The sequence below is a fragment of the Streptomyces fructofermentans genome (assembly GCF_014651055.1).
Classification (GTDB): Bacteria; Actinomycetota; Actinomycetes; order Streptomycetales; family Streptomycetaceae; genus Streptomyces; species Streptomyces fructofermentans.
In genome coordinates this window covers 577,770-594,196 of sequence record NZ_BMWD01000001.1, presented here as the reverse complement: position 1 = coordinate 594,196, position 16,427 = coordinate 577,770, and the positions used below count along the sequence as shown (strand labels likewise).

Sequence of the window (16,427 nt, the reverse complement as noted above, 5' to 3'; positions counted from 1 at the left end):
CACCCACCAGTGCTGGCCCTCTCCGGGCCCCGCCCCGGTCCGCCCCGGTCCGATCCGGTCCGATCCGGTCCGGTCCGGTCCGGTCCGGTCCGGTCCGGTCCGGTCCGGTCCGGTCCGGTCCGGTCCGGTCTGGTCCGGTCCGGTCTGGTCCGGTCCGCCGCGATCCCGGCCCGGCATGACCCCGGCCCGTGCGGGCCCGCCCGATCGCGGACTGGGCTGCACGTCGGCGCCGCGCGGACCGGACGCCTCGCGGACCAGGCAGCGCGCGGACCAGGCAGCGCATCGGTGCCGACGGCGCCGACGGCACCGCCATCAGTCCCGCGGACGCACGACCTCGTACGCGAGCCCCAGCGCGCCGTGCGCCAGCAGCAGGGCACCCGCCACGCACCAGCCGCCACTGCGCCGCCGGATTCCCCGGACCACGAGCGGCAGTCCGGCGGCCACCTGGACCAGCGCCAGCCCGCGGGCTCTCGGCGTACCGGCCCACGGAAGCCACGGGCCGAGCCTGCCGGCCTCCACGACGTCGAGTTCCGCACGGACGGCGTCCCGCCAGCCCGACCACTCGACGGGCCCGGCGCCCGGCAGGGCGCGCGCCGCCTCGACGAGCCGTCCGGCCGGTTCGCCCGGCATGAGTCCGGCGGGAGGCTCGACGCCCGCACGGGTGAGCACGGCCAGCAGGGCGAGCAGGCGGGTACGGGCGTCCGCCTCGGGGTCGGGCCTCGTCAGCCGCTCCAGCGACTCCACGTCGAGCACGGGGTCGAGGCCCAGACGGGTGGCGAGGGTGTGCATCGCCTCGTCCTCGCCGACGGGCGTGCCGTTCGCCAGCCACTCGTAGCCGACCGTGCGGCGGAAACCGGCCGCCAGGATGCAGCCGCCGTGCTCGGTGTCCCACCACAGGGCCAGGACGGGCCAGGGCGCGCCGACGGCGAGCGCGGTGGCCCAGCCGGTGAGCACGCGGTCGACCGGTTCGCCCTCGTCGGCCCAGGGCTCCCCCTCGGGGACCAGCACGCTCCAGTCCCGGCCGGCCGGGACGAGCAGCATGGGCTCGCGCAGTACGTGCACGACGGGCCCGAGGGTCCGGGGGTCCGCGCGGCAGAACAGCAGGGCGCCGGTCCCGCGGAGAGGAGGTGCGGAGGAGTCCTGCGGCTCACGGGTCGACATGATCCAAGATTATGCGGTTATCACCCGATTCATGCGGCCCACGTCATCACATCGAGTGCCTTGACTTGGCGCATCCGCGATATATCGTGTTCTGTGGAAGACGCGATATGGCGTGTCGCGTCCCACCCCTGTCGAGGAGGTCAGCACCATGTCCGAGTGGTCCGTCGCAGAGCCGAGCAAGCTCACCTTCGACGAACCGGTGACGGCCCTCCACGTGCGCATCGCCAACGGAACGGTGAACGTCGTGGGGGTCGACGAGGGTTCCGCACGTCTGGAGGTCTCCTCGATAGAGGGGCCGCCGCTCATGGTCACCCATGAGGACGGCACCCTCACGGTCGCGTACGAGGACCTGCCCTGGAAGGGCTTCCTCAAGTGGCTCGACCGCAAGGGCTGGCGGCGCGACGCGGTGGTCTCCCTCGCCGTGCCGACCCGCACCCGCGTGGAGGTGGGCGTGGTCGGCGCCACCGCGGTGGTCTCCGGCGTGGACGGGGGTGCGGTGGTCAGAGGGGTCTCGGGGGACACGACGCTCGTCGGCCTCTCCGGCCCGGTGCGCGCGGACACGGTCTCGGGGAACGTGGAGACCCAGGCGCTCACCGGCGACCTCCGGCTCAACTCGGTCTCCGGCGACCTGACCGTCATCGAGGGCTCCAGTCCCTCCGTGCGCGTCGATTCGGTCAGCGGTTCCGTGATCGTCGACCTCGATCCCGCGGGCCGTCCCAGCGACATCAGCCTGACGAGCATCTCGGGCGAGATCGCCATCCGGCTGCCGCACCCGGCCGACGCGGAGGTCGAGGTGGACTCCGCGAGCGGCAGCGTCTCCAGCGCGTTCGAGGACCTGCGGGTCTCGGGCCAGTGGGGTGCGAAGAAGATCACCGGCAGACTGGGGGCGGGCAACGGACGGCTGAAGGCGACCACCGTCTCCGGTTCGATCGCGCTGCTGAGGCGACCCCCGGCCGAGGACGACCCGTGGGACGAGCCGCTCGCGGGAGACGCGGCACCGGCACCGGCCGCCGCCGAGGGACCCACGACGGCACCCGACGCGACCCCCGGCACGAGCCCCGACCCCGCCACCCCGACCACCCCGACCACCCCGACCACCTCGACCGCCCAGACCGCCCCGACTGCCCCGTCCGTTCCCACCGCCACCGACGCGGACAATGTCACTGACGTCACCGATGTCACCGACGGCCCGACCCACGAGAAGGGGCTCTGAGATGGCTCCCGTCTTCGCCCACGGCCGCCTGCGGCTCTATCTGCTGAAGCTGCTGGACGAGGCCCCGCGCCACGGCTACGAGGTGATCAGGCTCTTGGAGGAGCGCTTCCAGGGGCTGTACGCACCCTCGGCCGGCACCGTGTACCCCCGGCTGGCCAAGCTGGAGACCGAGGGCCTGGTCACCCACACCACCGAGGGCGGCCGGAAGGTGTACGCGATCACGGACGCCGGCCGCGCCGAACTGGCCGACCGCAGCGGCGAGCTGGCCGATCTGGAGCTGGAGATCCGCGAGTCGGTGGCGGAGCTGGCGGCGGAGATCCGCGCCGACGTACGGGGCGCCGCGGGCGACCTGCGCCGGGAGATGAGGGCCGCGGCGAGCGAGGCCCGGCGCGGCGCCTCGGGAGCGGGCGCCGGAGGACGGCAGGGGGCCGGCGACGGCTCCTCGGGGGACTTCACGGACCTCGGCGACAAGGAGGCCTGGCGCGCCGCGAAGGAGGAGATGCGCCGCGTCAAGCAGGAGTGGAAGGAGCAGGCCCGGCGCGCCAAGGACGAGAGCCGACGGGCCCGCGAGGAGGCCCAGCGCGCCCGCCATCAGGCCAAGGAGGCGCAGGAGCACGTGCGGGCCCAGGCCCAGGAGGAGCTCCAGCGGATCGCCAAGCGGGTCCAGGACCAGGTCCAGGACCACTTCACGCGGGGCGACTGGCCGACGGGCGTGCGCGAGGGCCTCTCCGAACTGGCCAAGGAGTTCGGCGACTTCGGCAAGGACTTCGGCAAGGACTTCGCCTTCGGCCGTACCGGCACGTCAGGCACGTCAGGCACGTCCGGGACTTCCGGCAAGTCCGGCGAGGCCGGGACTTCCGGCATGTCCGGGCCGAAGGGGCCCGACTGGACGGCCACCCCGGAGGACTTCCCCGCCGACTACGAACCCGCGTGGGCGCACGAGGACACCACCGGCGACCCCGCACGCGACCTGGACCGGCTGCTCGACCGCTTCCGCGACGACATCCGCGACGCGGCACGCGACCACGGTGTGACCGAGGAGCAGTTGCGCGACGCCCGCCGCCACCTGTCTGCGGCGGCAGCGCGCATAGGCGCGGCACTGCGGACACCCAAGGTCTGACGGGACGCTCCCGCCTGCGGGGACCCTCCGGGCGAGGATTCCCCAGGCGGGGTACGACGGGGAGGAGAGGACGGGGCGACGCGAGCCGGTCTGCACCCCGCGTCGAGCCGACGCGGCTCGCCCGACCCCCGACCCCTCCGACTCCCCTGACCCCTCCGACTCCCGCGGCACCCCGCCGAGTCCCGCCGACTCCCGCGGCACCCCGCCGAGTCCCGCCGAGTCCCGCCGAGTCCCGCCGAGTCCCGCCGAGTCCCGCCGAGTCCCGCCGAGCAGTCTGCCCCGCCGAGCGGCCTGCCCGGCGGGATCAGCGCACCGGCGGATCAGCCCGCCTTGGCCTCGCCCTCGCCCTCGCCGTACAGCACACGCCGCAGCGACGCGTGGGTCACCCCGTGGTCGGCGAGGACCTCGGCGGGGACACCGGGACGGGCGGTGAGCGCCAGGAGGAGGTGCTCGTCGCCGATATGCCGGTCCCGCTGGGCGACGGCGACCCGGAGGGACTCCGTCAGCAGGTCCTTGGCCCCTCGGGCGAACGGACGGTGTCCGCCGACGAGCCCGGACCACCACCCCTTGCCGCGCCCGGCCGTCCTGCTCTCGGACTCGAGCGCCCCCTCGCCGTGCGCCTCCTCGACTCGGGAGACGATGTCCGCCAGGCGGATACCGAGGCCGGAGAGCGCGTCCTCGTCGGCCCGGGACAGACCGCCCCGGCGCCTGGCCTCGGCGAGTGCCCGCTCCACGGACTCCCCGCGGCCGGCGAGCCCCAGTGAGGCAAGAGCGAAGGAGCCCCGGCTCGCCTCACGGTCGAGCAGAGCCAGCAGGATGTGCTGCTCCTCGACCGTCTCCGCCTCCAGCCGCTCGGCGTGGCCGACCGCGCCGACCACCACCGCCCGGGCGTCCTTGGTGAAACGTTCGAACATCACTGCCTCCCGTACTTCTTGTGCACGGCCTGCCTGCTGACACCCAGTTCCGCGGCGATCTCCTGCCACGACCAGCCCTGATTGCGCGCACTGCGCACCTGTACCGCTTCGAGCTGCTCCAGCAGCCTCCGCAGCGCGGAGACGGCCCGCAGCCCGATCCGCGGATCGCGGTCGCCCGCGCGCTCGGCGAGATCCGTTGCTTCGGTCATGACGTCAACTTAGATTGACACAACCCGTCATGTCAACCCTGGTTGACGCATGGCGTGCGCCGGAGGAGGAAGGGAACGGGAGGGCGACAGGAAGAGCCCCGGGCCGTCACCTCGGCGGGGACGACCCGGGGCCAGGAACGCCGGGACAGGGGGCGCGGGGGCGCCGAGGCATCGACGCGGAAGGCACCCGAGCGGGGAGCCGGGCCGCCGGAGCGGGGGCCCGCCGGGAGCACCCGCCGGAGCGGGTCGGCCGTCAGGAGGTTTCGAGGACGACCTTTCCGAACAGCTCGCCCGACTCCATGCGTTCGAAGCCCTCGCGGGCCCGGTCCAGCGGCAGCACCTCGTCGATGACGGGGCGCACGCCGGTGGCGGCGCAGAAGGACAGCAGGTCCTCCAACTCGTCCTTGGTGCCCATGGTGGAGCCGACGACCTTGAGCTCCAGGAAGAAGATGCGGGTGAGTTCGGCGTGCGAGGGACGGTCGCCGCTCGTCGCACCCGAGATGACGAGAGTGCCGCCGGGCTTCAGCGACTTGACGGAGTGGGACCAGGTGGCGGCGCCGACGGTCTCGATGACCGCGTCCACGCGCTGCGGCAGCCGGGCTCCCGACTCGACCGCCTCCACGGCACCCAGCTCCAGGGCCCGCTTGCGCTTCGCCTCGTCACGGCTGGTGGCGAACACCCGCAGCCCCGCGGCCCTGCCGAGCGCGATCGCCGCGGTGGCGACTCCGCCGCCGGCACCCTGCACGAGCACCGAGTCGCCCGGGCGCACACCCGCGTTGGTGAAGAGCATGCGGTACGCCGTCAGCCATGCCGTGGGCAGGCAGGCGGCCTCGGCGAAGGAGAGTTCCCTGGGCTTGGGAAGGACGTTCCAGGTGGGCACGGAGACCTGCTCGGCGAACGTTCCCTGGTACCGCTCGGTGAGGATGGAGCGCGGCTCCTCGGGCCCGACCCCGTGCCCGGTCTGACCGATGACGGAGTGCAGGACGACTTCGTTGCCGTCCTCGTCGACACCGGCGGCGTCGCACCCGAGGATCATCGGCAGTTTGTCCTCGGCGAGTCCCACACCCCGCAGCGACCACAGGTCGTGGTGGTTCAGGGAGGCGGCCTTGACGTTCACGGTCGTCCAGCCGGACCGGGTCCCGGGAGCGGGGCGTTCACCCAACTCCAGGCCGTTCAAGGGCTGGTCACGGTCGATACGGGCAGCGTAGGCAGCGAACATGCCTCCGACCCTAGGCTCCACCCCACCCCGAAGGAACCGCCCCCCGCTGTGACACACGCCCCAGCGCGGACCGACGCCCTCCCGCCCCACCCGAACCGGGCACGCGCGAAGGTGGCGCGCGCGAAGGTGGCGCGCGCTGCGCCCGACCACGCAACACCGCAACCCCGCACACCACCCGGCCCCGCCCCGCCCCGACACGCATCCGTGCCGGGCCCCGGCAGCCGGGACCCCACAAGCAATGCGGGCCCCGTCCGTAAGGACGGGGCCCGCATCACACACCACTCGGGGGGATCAGCGCCGCGCGACACCCTCGGCACGGGCGGCCGCGGCCACCGCCGCGGTCACCGCCGGAGCGACCCGCTCGTCGAACGGGGACGGGATGACGTAGTCCGCGGCAAGGTCGTCACCGACGACCGCGGCCAGCGCCTCGGCCGCGGCGATCTTCATCGTCTCGGTGATCCGGGAGGCCCGCACCTGGAGCGCCCCCGCGAAGATGCCGGGGAAGGCGAGCACGTTGTTGATCTGGTTCGGGTAGTCCGACCGGCCCGTGGCGACGACCGCCGCGTACTTGTGGGCGACGTCCGGATGCACCTCGGGGTTCGGGTTCGCCATGGCGAACACGAACGCGCCCTCGGCCATGGAGGCCACCGCGGGCTCCGGGACCGTACCGCCGGAGACGCCGATGAACACGTCGGCGCCCGCGAGTGCCGCCTCCAGCGAGCCGGACAGGCCCGCCTTGTTGGTGATGGCGGCGAGTTCGCGCTTCACCGGGGTCAGGTCGTCCCGGTCGGCCGACACGATGCCCTTGCGGTCGGCGACCGCGACGTCCCCGAGACCGGCCTCGAGGAGGAACTTCGCGATCGCGACACCCGCCGCACCCGCGCCCGAGATCACGGCGCGCAGTTCGCCGAGCGTGCGCCCGGTGAGCCTGGCCGCGTTGCGCAGGGCCGCCAGGGTGACGACCGCGGTCCCGTGCTGGTCGTCGTGGAAGACCGGGATGTCCAGCCGCTCCTGGAGCTGCCGCTCGATCTCGAAGCACCGGGGTGCCGAGATGTCCTCCAGGTTCACGCCGCCGAAGGAGGGCGCGAGCCGCACGACGGTCTCGACGATCTCGTCGACCTCCGTGCAGGCGAGGGCGATCGGGACGGCGTCCACGCCGCCGAACTGCTTGAACAGGATCGCCTTGCCCTCCATGACGGGGAGCGAGGCCTCGGGCCCGATGTCACCGAGTCCGAGCACGGCGGTGCCGTCGGTCACGACGGCGACGACGGACGACTTCCACGTGTAGTCGTGGACGAGCTCCGGCTGTTCCGCGATGGCCGTGCAGACCTTCGCGACGCCGGGCGTGTACGCCAGGGACAGGTCGTCCTTGTCGCGGATCGGCACGGTGGCCTGCACGGCCATCTTGCCTCCGCGGTGCAGCGCGAACGCGGGGTCGAAGGAATCGAGGGGCTCGGCCCCGCCTTCCTGATCCGTAGTGCTGTCGCTGCGAGGATTGACGATCTCCGCTGCCACTTTGTTTACCCCTTAAGTCTTAATGGTTGAGGGTCTCCACTCCGGGTGAGGAGCGGGCGGGCACCGCGCATGTCCCTGGTTGGCTGTTACGTACGGGTACGTACGGAACACGCGCGACGGGCGCGCCGCACACGCGCCCTGAGCCCCGGATGAGGGGTGTAAGGAACCTTCTTACCGGACGGACCACACCGCGGACGAGTCCATGGCGCGAAGGTCACACACCGGGACGCGAAGGGTGCGCGACGGGCGGCAGGCGACCACATACCGGAGGGCGTAGGTCACATACCGGTGACATGACTCATGACCGAATGTGTCGAAAGCGCCCGTTTTGGGAAAGATCACCTAAACACGTTTATGACGCTGAAGTGTGGAGAAGTAGCCGCTCGAATCGCGGGTCGCGCCGGAGATCTTCCGGTTGCGACCGAGGTTTCCCGGACAAGATCCGGTCTGATGTACCGGCCTGGCCGGGTTCGAGTGTCACCCGTTATCCGATTTTGACATGGCGAGCACCCTGAAGGCGCAAGTCCGAATGGCAAGATGCCGTAATCACACGAGGTCGCGACACCCGAAGGTGTGTGTTGTCGTCGACCCATCGGCTCCTGCCGACCCGTCGGCAACTCCACCCACTCGCCGGAGGAACCCACCATGACCGCAAGCTCCACCCGTCGTACCACCGCCGCGCAGTCCCGGATAGCCGCGGTCGGCGCGATCGCGGTCGCAGGCGCCCTGCTGCTCACCGGCTGCGGTGACCAGACGAAGGACAAGGACAACGGCGGCTCGGCCACCAAGGAGTCCAGCACCGCCCCCCTGGCCGACAAGCTGCCCCAGGCCATCCGCGACAAGGGCGTCGTCAAGGTCGGCTCGGACATCGCGTACGCGCCGGTCGAGTTCAAGGACGAGGCCGGCAAGACCGTCGGCATCGACCCCGACCTCGCCGACGCGCTCGGCAAGCAGCTCGGCGTGAAGTTCGAGTTCGAGAACGGCACCTTCGACACGCTGCTCACCGGTCTGCGCTCCAAGCGCTACGACCTGGCGATGTCCGCGATGACGGACACGAAGGACCGTCAGGACGGTGTCGACTCCGAGACCGGCAAGAAGGTCGGCGAGGGCGTCGACTTCATCGACTACTTCACCGCGGGCGTGTCGATCTACACCAAGCAGGGCGACGACCAGGGCATCAAGACCTGGGAGGACCTGTGCGGCAAGAAGCTCGTCGTGCAGCGCAACACCGTCTCCCACGACCTGGCCAAGGCCCAGGCGAAGGAGTGCCCGAGCGGCAAGAAGCTCTCGATCGAGGCGTTCGACAACGACCAGCAGGCCCAGACCCGCCTGCGCTCCGGCGGCGCCGACGCCGGCTCCTCCGACTTCCCGGTCGCTGCCTACGCGGCGAAGACCTCGGGCGGCGGCAAGGACTTCGAGGTCGTCGGCGAGCAGGTCGAGGCCGCCCCGTACGGCATCGCGGTCGCGAAGTCGAACACCGAGCTGCGGGACGCCCTGCAGGCCGCGCTCGAGGCGATCATCAAGAACGGCGAGTACGACAAGATCATCGCCAAGTGGGGCGTCGAGGCCGGCGCCGTCAAGGAAGCCGCCGTCAACGGCGGCAAGTGACAGCGTTCCCTGCGGCGCTGAAAGGCAACATCCGTGACTGCTGACATCGACAAGACGGCCGGTCCCGAGAGCACTCCCCCGGCCGGACCGGAGGCCATCAAGGCCATCCCGGTCCGGCACTACGGGCGGTACATCTCGGCGGTCGCCGCGATCGCGATCTTCGTCTCGATCGTCTACGCGTTCGCCCAGGGCCAGATCAACTGGGACGCCATCCCGGAGTACTTCTTCGACGACCGGATCCTCAAGGGCGTCGGGCAGACGATGCTCCTGACCGTCCTGTCGATGGTCATCGGCATCGTGGGCGGTGTCGTCCTCGCGGTGATGCGCCTGTCGAAGAACCCGGTGACCTCGTCGATCGCCTGGTTCTACATCTGGTTCTTCCGCGGCACGCCGGTCCTGGTGCAGCTCGTCGTCTGGTTCAACCTGGGCCTGGTCTTCGAGTACATCAACCTCGGCTTCGTCTACAAGGACTACTGGTCCAGCTTCATGACGCCGCTGCTGACGGCGCTCCTGGGGCTCGGCCTGAACGAGGCCGCCTACATGGCGGAGATCTGCCGTGCGGGTCTGCTCTCGGTCGACGAGGGCCAGACCGAGGCCTCGCACGCCCTGGGCATGAGCCACAGCAAGACCCTGCGCCGGATCGTGATCCCGCAGGCGATGCGCGTGATCGTGCCCCCCACGGGCAACGAGGTCATCAACATGCTGAAGACGACCTCGCTGGTGTCCGTGGTGCAGTTCTCCGAACTGTTCCGGTACGCCCAGGACATCGGCCAGTCCTCCGGCGCGCCGGTGGAGATGTACTTCCTGGCCGCCGCCTGGTACCTGGTGCTGACCTCGGTCCTGAGCGTCGGGCAGTACTACGTCGAGCGGTACTACGCCCGCGGTTCGAGCCGTTCGCTCCCGGCCACGCCGCTGCAGAAGATCAGGGCGAACCTGCTGTCACTGTCCAACCGCTCGGGCGGAGGAGCAAAGGCATGACCTCCAAGGTGACCAAGGCGGACTCCGGTACGCCGATGGTGAAGGCCGAAGGCGTCCACAAGTCCTTCGGCCCGGTCGAGGTCCTCAAGGGCATCGACCTGGAAGTGAAGCCCGGCGAGGTGTTCTGCCTCATCGGCCCGTCCGGCTCCGGCAAGTCGACGTTCCTCAGGTGCATCAACCACCTGGAGAAGGTCAACGCCGGCCGCCTGTACGTGGACGGGGAGCTGGTCGGCTACCGCCAGAAGGGCGACAAGCTGTACGAGCTCAAGGACAGCGAGGTCGCGCTGAAGCGGCGGGACATCGGCATGGTGTTCCAGCGCTTCAACCTGTTCCCCCACATGACGGCCCTCGAGAACGTCATGGAGGCGCCCGTCCAGGTGAAGGGCGTCAGCAGGGCCCAGGCGCGGGAGCGCGCGGGCCAGCTCCTGGAGCGGGTGGGGCTCGCCGACAAGGCGGGCAACTACCCGACCCAGCTCTCCGGCGGCCAGCAGCAGCGCGTCGCCATCGCGCGGGCCCTGGCGATGGACCCGAAGCTGATGCTGTTCGACGAGCCCACCTCGGCGCTCGACCCGGAGCTGGTCGGTGACGTCCTCGACGTCATGCGCGACCTCGCCGAGTCCGGCATGACGATGGTCGTCGTCACCCACGAGATGGGCTTCGCCCGGGAGGTCGGCGACTCGCTGGTCTTCATGGACGAGGGCGTGGTGGTCGAGTCCGGCCACCCGCGTGACGTACTGACGAACCCGCAGCACGAGCGGACGCAGTCGTTCCTGTCGAAGGTGCTCTAGCGGAGGCACGCCGGAGCCCGGCACCGACGCGAAGGGGCGGTACAGAGAGCTCTCTGTACCGCCCCTTCGGGCGTTTTGGCCGTGCCTACTTGAGCGCTAGGACCAAAGCGTCCGACGGGGAGCGCCACACCGGGCGGGCCTCGGCGAAGCCGCTCTCCCGCAGGACGCGGGCGTGCCAGTCGGCCGACGGGGTGTCGCCCTCGGCGTGCTCGCCGTAGATCTCGAAGCGGCGGGCCGTCGGTCCGGCGAGGACGGGGTCCTGGGCGGCGAGCTCCCACCAGCCGGCCCAGTCCAGGACACCGGCATCCTTGGCCCGGTCCATGCGGGCGTGCCGCTGGGCGCGGTCGGCGGCGTTGATCCGCGGGGTGGTTTCGTCGATCATGTGGTCCGCGTTCATGAACACGCCGCCGTCACGGACGATGTCCGCGATCCGGCAGTAGAGGGCGGCGAGGGGTTCGGTGTGCAGCCAGTGCAGGGCGGTGGCGGTGAGGACGGCGTCGTACGAGTCGTACGGCAGGAGGGTGGTCCACTCCGGGTCCTTGAGGTCGGCCGTCACGAGGGCGACCCGGTCGTCGCCCGCGAAGGTGCCCTCGGCGATGGCCAGCAGGGCGGGGTCGAGGTCGACGCCGGTGCTGACGGCCTTCGGGAACCGTTCGAGGAGCCGGGCTGTGATACTGCCCGTGCCGCACGCGAGGTCCAGGACGCGCGGCTCGGGGCCCACGAGGGCCTCGACCATGTCGAGCATGACCCGGAAGCGCTCCTCGCGGTCCGGGAGGTACCACTCCTGCTGCCGGTCCCAGCTCTGCTGCCACGCGTGCCAGTCGGCCCCGGCGGTGGTCGTCATGGAAGCCCCTCTCTCCCCCAGCATGTAATACCCTGGAAGCACGATTAGCCATTACTCGCCCGCACCACGACCATAGAGTGCCCTCGTAAGGACTACAAGTGGAACTGGCCTATTACTCGGATTACGCCGTCCGTCTCGTCAACAGCGAGGAGCCGGCCCGGGGCAAGGACGCGCTCACCTCGGTCGAGGCCGTCCGTGACCTGTTCGGGGGCAACGCCTCGGCGGCCCGCCGCGCGGCGGAGGCGGACGTGACCCGCTTCCGCGGCGTGCGGGCCAGGCTGCGCGCGGTGTTCGAGGCGGCCGACGGCGGCGACGAGACGCTCGCCGTGGACCTGTTGAACTCGCTGCTGCTGGAGTTCCCGGTGAGCCCCCAGATCTCGGGCCACGACTTCCGCGACGACGACGGCCGCCCGCTGTGGCACATGCACCTCGCGGACCACCCGTCGAACGCGACCGCGGGTTATGCCGCGATCGCCGCGATGGGCCTGGCCTTCCACCTCACCGAGTACGGGGTCGACCGCCTCGGCCTGTGCGAGGCGGCGCCGTGCCGCAACGCCTACCTCGACACCTCGACGAACCGCTCCCGGCGCTACTGCTCGGACCGCTGCGCGACCCGGGCGAACGTGGCCGCCTACCGTGCCCGCAAGCGCCTGGAGGCGGAGCGGTCGGACAGCACGGGCCTGGCGGCCGACACCGCCCAGCGCGCGAGCGCGAGCGGCGAACGCTGACCCGTCGCGCGCGGCCGGTAGCGGAACCGCACCCTCCCGAGGACGAGTTCCTCGGGCACGGTCCCGTAGTCGGTGCTGTCCCCGCCCGCGAACGCGTTGTCGCCGAGCACCCACCAGCCCCCGTCGCGCCGTTCGGCCGCACGCTTGACGACCAGCAGGTCCTGCTGGAACGGATGACGCAGGACGACCACGTCACCGGGCCTCACCCTGGCCCCCCACTGCACGACGAGGCGGTCTCCGTGGTGCAGCGTGGGCACCATGGACGGCCCCGTCACCTCGGCCGCCCCGAAGGGCAGGAGGGCCCTCCCCCGCTCGGTCTCCTGCGACAGCTCCGGCATCACCGACACCTCCCCGGTCCATCCTCCACGAGTCCCAGTCTCACCCCGGACTTTTGTCCCAAGCCCATGGGGGCACTCGCGAAAACCCGTCCCTCACGGAGTAATGTCCCACCTGAGAAGACGATCACGAGGAAGGACAGCTCAATGCTTTCCCGCCTGTTTGCCCCCAAGGTCAAGGTCAGCGCGCACTGCGACCTGCCCTGCGGCGTGTACGACCCGGCCCAGGCCCGCATCGAGGCGGAGTCGGTCAAGGCCGTCCAGGAAAAGATGGTCGGCAACGACGACCCGCACTTCAAGGCCCGCGCCACGGTCATCAAGGAGCAGCGCGCCGAGCTCGCGAAGCACCACGTCTCGGTGCTGTGGAGCGACTACTTCAAGCCCCCGCACTTCGAGAAGTACCCGGAGCTGCACCAGCTGGTCAACGACACCCTCAAGGCCCTCTCGGCCGCGAAGGCGTCGACGGACCCGGCCACGGGCCAGAAGGCGCTGGACTACATCGCCCAGATCGACAAGATCTTCTGGGAGACCAAGAAGGCCTGAAACCGGCCGAGGCCGGTTCGCGCGACCCGCGAGCGGTGCATCCTCGCAGGCCGTCGGGCATCGTCCGGTGAATGTCGTCGAAGGGGTCCGGCCGGAATGCGGCCGGGCCCCTTCGCCGTACCCGCACCGTTCGCGCCGGCGGTCCGCGCCCGCACCGACTCGCGCCGCACCCGGCCACCGGGGCCGGTGCCCACCGCCCACCGCCCACCGCCCACCGTCGGCCGTCGGCCGTTCGGGGCAGGGTCCGCTGTCAGTGGTCCGTGGCATCCTGACGGCATGAGCATGGAGGACCTGGTCCGTCTGCGCAGGGCACGCGACCGCATGGACCGCGAGTACGCCGAACCGCTCGACGTGTCCGCGCTCGCGCGCACGGCACTCATGTCGCCCGGCCACTTCCAGCGCAGTTTCCGGGCCGCCTACGGTGAGACGCCCTACGGCTATCTCATGACGCGCCGTATCGAGCGCGCGAAGGCCCTGCTGCGGCGGGGGGACCTGACCGTCACCGAGGTCTGCATGGCGGTGGGGTGCACCTCGCTGGGGTCCTTCAGTTCACGCTTCACCGAGTTGGTCGGCGAGACCCCGAGCGCCTACCGGGCCCGGTCGCACGAGCAGGGGGCGCCGATTCCCGCGTGCGTGGCGAAGATGTACACGCGACCGGTGCGCGGCGCGGGCCCCCGGCCCGTAGCCTGACGGCATGGACCTCTCACTCTCGCAGTGCTTCATCGCGGTCGACGACCACGACAAGGCGCTCGCCTTCTACCGGGACGTGCTGGGCCTGGAGGTCCGCACCGACGTCGGCTTCGAGGGGATGCGCTGGGTGACCGTCGGCTCTCCGCTCCAGCCGGACGTGGAGATCGTCCTGGAACCGCCGCTGGCCGACCCCAACGCGTCGGAGGCCGACCGCAGGGCCGTCGCCGAACTCATGGCCAAGGGCATGCTTCGCGGCGTCATCTTCCGTACGGAGAACTGCGACGCGACGTACGAGCGCCTGCTGGCCGCCGACGCCGACGTCCTGCAGGAGCCGACGGACCAGCCCTACGGCGTGCGCGACTGCGCGGTCCGCGACCCCGCGGGCAACCTGCTCCGCTTCACCCAGCGCAAGGCGTAGCCGGGACCGTCCCGCGGGTCGGGGCGGGCGTCAGGGGCGGGACCAGACCTCGACGGCGCTCACGGCCGCCACCGGGACGGGCCCGTAGACGTGCGGGAACTCCTCACCGCCGGGCTCGGGCGCCTCGTACTTCAGGGGCGCGTCGAGCCGCCCGGCGTCGATGACGAGGACGACCAGTTCGTCGGGCCCCTCGTACGAGCCGTACAGGAACTGTGCGACGCGGGGCAGTTGGCCGCGGGTCGAGCAGTGGATGAAGCCCTCCTCCCGCAGGGTGCGGCCGCGGGTCGACATCTCGTACGTGCCGCGCTCGCGGGCCGCGTCCCACAGGGAGCGCTCGGTGATGTGGAGGATCTCTGGTTCGGGCATGGCCTCCACGCTACGGCGTGCGGGGATCACCCACCCAGACGAGCCGCGCGGGACCGCAGATAGCGCTGCTCCGGAAGGCTGAGGGTCCTGCCGGCCGCCGACTCGTATGCCGCTCGGGCCGCCTCGGTGTCACCGGCGCGTTCCAGCAGATGCGCCCGGACCGCGTCGAGGCGGTGGTTCGCGGCCAACTCGGCCGACTCGGCTTCCAGTGCGTCCAGTTCCGCGAGCCCCGCCCGTGGGCCGTGCGCCATCGCGACGGCCACCGCGCGGTTGAGCCGCTCGACCGGGCCGGGAACGAGGCGGACCAGGACGTCGTAGAGGCCGAGGATCTCGTGCCAGTCGGTGTCGTCGGCCGAGGCCGCCTCGTCGTGCACTGCGGCGATGGCGGCCCGCACCTGGTAGGGCCCCGGCCGGCGTCGCGCGAGGGCCCCCGTCACCAGGGCCACGCCCTCCTCGATCGCCGCCCGGTCCCAGCGCTCGCGGTCCTGCTCGTCGAGGGGGACCAGGTCGCCGTCCGCTCCCGTGCGCGCGTCGCGGCGGGCGTCGGTGAGGAGCATCAGCGCCAGCAGCCCGGCCACCTCGCAGTCGTCGGGCAGCAGCCGGTGTGTCGTACGCGTCAACCGGATTGCCTCCCGCGCGAGTTCGGCCCGCTGGAGCGAGGTCCCCGAGGTCGCCGTGTACCCCTCGTTGAAGGTCAGGTAGAGCACGTGCAGGACCGCGGGCAGCCGCTCCTGCCAATTGGCCGGGCGCCCGAAGTCCGCCCCCCGCACCTTCCGCTTGGCCCGGCTGATCCGCTGCGCCATGGTCGCCTCGGGCACCAGGTGCGCCCGCGCGATCTCAGCGGTCGTGAGACCGCCGACGGCCCGCAGGGTCAGCGCGACGCGCGCGGGCGGGCTCAGGTCGGGGTGGCAGCACAGGAAGAGCAGCGTGAGCGTGTCGTCCTCGGACGGGGCCCGGTCGGCGCCGGGCGGCGGCGCCGTGTACGCGTCCCGCGGGACGAGCGCCGCGGCCCGTTCCTCGCGCAGCCGCCGGGCCCCCTCGCTGCGCAGCGCGTCGGTCAGCCGCCGCGAGGCGACCCTGATCAGCCAGCCTCGCGGATTCTCGGGGATGCCGGACCCGGGCCACTGCCCGGCCGCCGCGAGTAGGGCCTCCTGCACGGCGTCCTCGGCGGCGTCGAAGTGCCCGTACCGGCGCACGAGCGCGCCGAGGACCTGCGGCGCGTGACGGCGCAACAGGTCCTCGGTCTCGCTCGTCCCTCTCGGAGGGCGCCCCGGGGGGCCTCCCTCAGGACGGCTCACACGCACAAGTCGCCGCCGCCGTCCACGATGGGGCGGATGACGACCGGGGGGTCCTGCAGCCCTTCGGGCCCGGGGCAGCGGGCGACCCGTGCGGCGATCTCCGTGACCCGCTCCAGGCTGGCGCAGTCGAGGACCCAGTAGCCGGCCAGCACTTCCTTGGTCTCGCCGTACGGGCCGTCGGTGATCACCGGCTTGCCGTCCTGGTCCGCGGAGACGAACCGGGTCTGCGCCGGCTCCGCGAGGCCGTTCGCGTCGACCAGTTCACCGGTCTCCGCGAGGTCGTCGTTGATCGCGCCCATGTACGCGAACATCGCCTGGAGTTCCTGCTCCGTCCACACGGGCCGGTCCGCGGAGGCCTCACCGCGCATGCCCCGGTAGTCCGCCTGTGTGCCCTGGACCATCACGAGGTACTTCATGAGTCCGCTCCTTCGGCCTGGGCCGCCCTCGGTGGGCGGCTCTCACAGGAGACGTCGGAGCCGG

Annotated in this window: 19 protein-coding genes; 9 read left to right on the top strand and 10 right to left on the bottom strand. The window is 71.6% G+C overall.

Annotation, left to right across the window (positions count from 1 at the left end):
* Positions 1-312: 312 nt before the first annotated feature.
* A complete protein-coding gene (locus tag IE265_RS02495; RefSeq protein WP_190033591.1) occupies positions 313-1,161 on the bottom strand; it encodes a hypothetical protein in 849 nt (282 codons plus the stop codon).
* 148 nt (positions 1,162-1,309) lie between these two features.
* Here IE265_RS02495 and IE265_RS02490 point away from each other — a divergent pair, with 148 nt between their 5' ends.
* Together IE265_RS02490 and IE265_RS02485 are read left to right on the top strand one after the other, a co-directional pair.
* A complete protein-coding gene (locus IE265_RS02490) occupies positions 1,310-2,374 on the top strand; it encodes a DUF4097 family beta strand repeat-containing protein (protein WP_190033590.1) in 1,065 nt (354 codons plus the stop codon).
* Between the two features lies 1 nt (position 2,375).
* Positions 2,376-3,494, top strand: coding sequence for a PadR family transcriptional regulator (locus IE265_RS02485; protein ID WP_190033589.1), 1,119 nt, complete (start codon positions 2,376-2,378; stop codon positions 3,492-3,494).
* 320 nt (positions 3,495-3,814) lie between these two features.
* Here the strand turns inward: IE265_RS02485 and IE265_RS02480 are convergent, their stop codons facing one another.
* The 4 genes from IE265_RS02480 to IE265_RS02465 form a co-directional block, all read right to left on the bottom strand.
* On the bottom strand, positions 3,815-4,408 hold the full coding sequence (locus IE265_RS02480) for a Clp protease N-terminal domain-containing protein (protein ID WP_190033588.1): 594 nt from the start codon (positions 4,406-4,408) through the stop codon (positions 3,815-3,817).
* Entirely contained in the window at positions 4,408-4,617 is a 210-nt protein-coding gene (locus tag IE265_RS02475; protein WP_010984411.1) for a helix-turn-helix domain-containing protein, read from the bottom strand. The genes IE265_RS02480 and IE265_RS02475 overlap by 1 nt, the downstream gene beginning before the upstream one ends.
* Positions 4,618-4,870: 253 nt before the next feature.
* Positions 4,871-5,836, bottom strand: coding sequence for a zinc-binding dehydrogenase (locus tag IE265_RS02470; protein ID WP_190033587.1), 966 nt, complete (start codon positions 5,834-5,836; stop codon positions 4,871-4,873).
* A 291-nt stretch (positions 5,837-6,127) separates the two neighbouring features.
* The gene (locus tag IE265_RS02465; protein ID WP_190033586.1) at positions 6,128-7,351 is read right to left on the bottom strand and encodes an NAD(P)-dependent malic enzyme; all 1,224 of its coding nucleotides are present in this window, start codon (positions 7,349-7,351) and stop codon (positions 6,128-6,130) included.
* A 645-nt stretch (positions 7,352-7,996) separates the two neighbouring features.
* On the opposite strand from IE265_RS02465, the gene IE265_RS02460 reads away from it, so the two are divergent.
* Genes IE265_RS02460 through IE265_RS02450 form a run of 3 tightly spaced genes read left to right on the top strand, consistent with a single transcriptional unit; the run spans position 7,997 to position 10,725 of the window.
* Complete coding sequence (locus IE265_RS02460; RefSeq protein WP_190033585.1) at positions 7,997-8,959, top strand: ABC transporter substrate-binding protein; 963 nt, start codon at positions 7,997-7,999, stop codon at positions 8,957-8,959.
* Between the two features lie 33 nt (positions 8,960-8,992).
* On the top strand, positions 8,993-9,937 hold the full coding sequence (locus IE265_RS02455; RefSeq protein ID WP_190033584.1) for an amino acid ABC transporter permease: 945 nt from the start codon (positions 8,993-8,995) through the stop codon (positions 9,935-9,937).
* Positions 9,934-10,725 (top strand): amino acid ABC transporter ATP-binding protein, encoded by a 792-nt coding sequence (locus IE265_RS02450; RefSeq protein WP_308434765.1) that lies wholly within the window; start codon positions 9,934-9,936, stop codon positions 10,723-10,725. The genes IE265_RS02455 and IE265_RS02450 overlap by 4 nt, the downstream gene beginning before the upstream one ends.
* A gap of 85 nt (positions 10,726-10,810) precedes the next feature.
* Here IE265_RS02450 and IE265_RS02445 read toward each other — a convergent pair whose 3' ends face one another.
* Positions 10,811-11,569, bottom strand: a complete 759-nt coding sequence (locus IE265_RS02445) for a class I SAM-dependent methyltransferase (protein WP_190033583.1) — start codon at positions 11,567-11,569, stop codon at positions 10,811-10,813.
* A gap of 98 nt (positions 11,570-11,667) precedes the next feature.
* Between IE265_RS02445 and IE265_RS02440 the strand changes: the two genes are divergently transcribed.
* Positions 11,668-12,297 carry a CGNR zinc finger domain-containing protein gene (locus IE265_RS02440; RefSeq protein ID WP_190033582.1) on the top strand — a complete coding sequence of 210 codons (630 nt, stop codon included), beginning with the start codon at positions 11,668-11,670 and terminating at the stop codon, positions 12,295-12,297.
* Here IE265_RS02440 and sodX read toward each other — a convergent pair.
* A complete protein-coding gene (gene sodX / locus IE265_RS02435; protein ID WP_190033581.1) occupies positions 12,201-12,635 on the bottom strand; it encodes a nickel-type superoxide dismutase maturation protease in 435 nt (144 codons plus the stop codon). The genes IE265_RS02440 and sodX overlap by 97 nt on opposite strands.
* A 144-nt stretch (positions 12,636-12,779) precedes the next feature.
* Between sodX and sodN the strand changes: the two genes are divergently transcribed.
* From sodN to IE265_RS02420, 3 genes are all read left to right on the top strand, one after another.
* Positions 12,780-13,175 (top strand): superoxide dismutase, Ni, encoded by a 396-nt coding sequence (gene sodN / locus IE265_RS02430; protein ID WP_190033580.1) that lies wholly within the window; start codon positions 12,780-12,782, stop codon positions 13,173-13,175.
* Between the two features lie 276 nt (positions 13,176-13,451).
* Positions 13,452-13,865, top strand: coding sequence for a helix-turn-helix transcriptional regulator (locus IE265_RS02425; RefSeq protein WP_190033579.1), 414 nt, complete (start codon positions 13,452-13,454; stop codon positions 13,863-13,865).
* A 4-nt stretch (positions 13,866-13,869) separates the two neighbouring features.
* Positions 13,870-14,283 (top strand): VOC family protein, encoded by a 414-nt coding sequence (locus IE265_RS02420; protein ID WP_190033578.1) that lies wholly within the window; start codon positions 13,870-13,872, stop codon positions 14,281-14,283.
* A gap of 30 nt (positions 14,284-14,313) precedes the next feature.
* Here IE265_RS02420 and IE265_RS02415 read toward each other — a convergent pair whose 3' ends face one another.
* From IE265_RS02415 to IE265_RS02405, 3 genes are all read right to left on the bottom strand, one after another.
* A complete protein-coding gene (locus tag IE265_RS02415) occupies positions 14,314-14,649 on the bottom strand; it encodes a DUF952 domain-containing protein (RefSeq protein WP_190033577.1) in 336 nt (111 codons plus the stop codon).
* Positions 14,650-14,675: 26 nt separating this feature from the next.
* Positions 14,676-15,881 (bottom strand): RNA polymerase sigma factor, encoded by a 1,206-nt coding sequence (locus tag IE265_RS02410; RefSeq protein ID WP_229915972.1) that lies wholly within the window; start codon positions 15,879-15,881, stop codon positions 14,676-14,678.
* Positions 15,882-15,943: 62 nt separating this feature from the next.
* The gene (locus IE265_RS02405; protein WP_190033575.1) at positions 15,944-16,363 is read right to left on the bottom strand and encodes a YciI family protein; all 420 of its coding nucleotides are present in this window, start codon (positions 16,361-16,363) and stop codon (positions 15,944-15,946) included.
* Between the last annotated feature and the right edge of the window lie 64 nt (positions 16,364-16,427).

Excerpts from the sequence above, each read along its gene's own strand:
- IE265_RS02495 (WP_190033591.1), bottom strand. The coding sequence starts at position 1,161 with ATGTCGACCCGTGAGCCGCAGGACTCCTCCGCACCTCCTCTCCGCGGG.
- IE265_RS02490 (WP_190033590.1), top strand. The coding sequence starts at position 1,310 with ATGTCCGAGTGGTCCGTCGCAGAGCCGAGCAAGCTCACCTTCGACGAA.
- IE265_RS02485 (WP_190033589.1), top strand. The coding sequence starts at position 2,376 with ATGGCTCCCGTCTTCGCCCACGGCCGCCTGCGGCTCTATCTGCTGAAG.
- IE265_RS02480 (WP_190033588.1), bottom strand. The coding sequence starts at position 4,408 with ATGTTCGAACGTTTCACCAAGGACGCCCGGGCGGTGGTGGTCGGCGCG.
- IE265_RS02475 (WP_010984411.1), bottom strand. The coding sequence starts at position 4,617 with ATGACCGAAGCAACGGATCTCGCCGAGCGCGCGGGCGACCGCGATCCG.
- IE265_RS02470 (WP_190033587.1), bottom strand. The coding sequence starts at position 5,836 with ATGTTCGCTGCCTACGCTGCCCGTATCGACCGTGACCAGCCCTTGAAC.
- IE265_RS02460 (WP_190033585.1), top strand. The coding sequence starts at position 7,997 with ATGACCGCAAGCTCCACCCGTCGTACCACCGCCGCGCAGTCCCGGATA.
- IE265_RS02450 (WP_308434765.1), top strand. The coding sequence starts at position 9,934 with ATGACCTCCAAGGTGACCAAGGCGGACTCCGGTACGCCGATGGTGAAG.
- IE265_RS02445 (WP_190033583.1), bottom strand. The coding sequence starts at position 11,569 with ATGACGACCACCGCCGGGGCCGACTGGCACGCGTGGCAGCAGAGCTGG.
- sodX (WP_190033581.1), bottom strand. The coding sequence starts at position 12,635 with ATGCCGGAGCTGTCGCAGGAGACCGAGCGGGGGAGGGCCCTCCTGCCC.
- sodN (WP_190033580.1), top strand. The coding sequence starts at position 12,780 with ATGCTTTCCCGCCTGTTTGCCCCCAAGGTCAAGGTCAGCGCGCACTGC.
- IE265_RS02425 (WP_190033579.1), top strand. The coding sequence starts at position 13,452 with ATGAGCATGGAGGACCTGGTCCGTCTGCGCAGGGCACGCGACCGCATG.
- IE265_RS02420 (WP_190033578.1), top strand. The coding sequence starts at position 13,870 with ATGGACCTCTCACTCTCGCAGTGCTTCATCGCGGTCGACGACCACGAC.
- IE265_RS02415 (WP_190033577.1), bottom strand. The coding sequence starts at position 14,649 with ATGCCCGAACCAGAGATCCTCCACATCACCGAGCGCTCCCTGTGGGAC.
- IE265_RS02405 (WP_190033575.1), bottom strand. The coding sequence starts at position 16,363 with ATGAAGTACCTCGTGATGGTCCAGGGCACACAGGCGGACTACCGGGGC.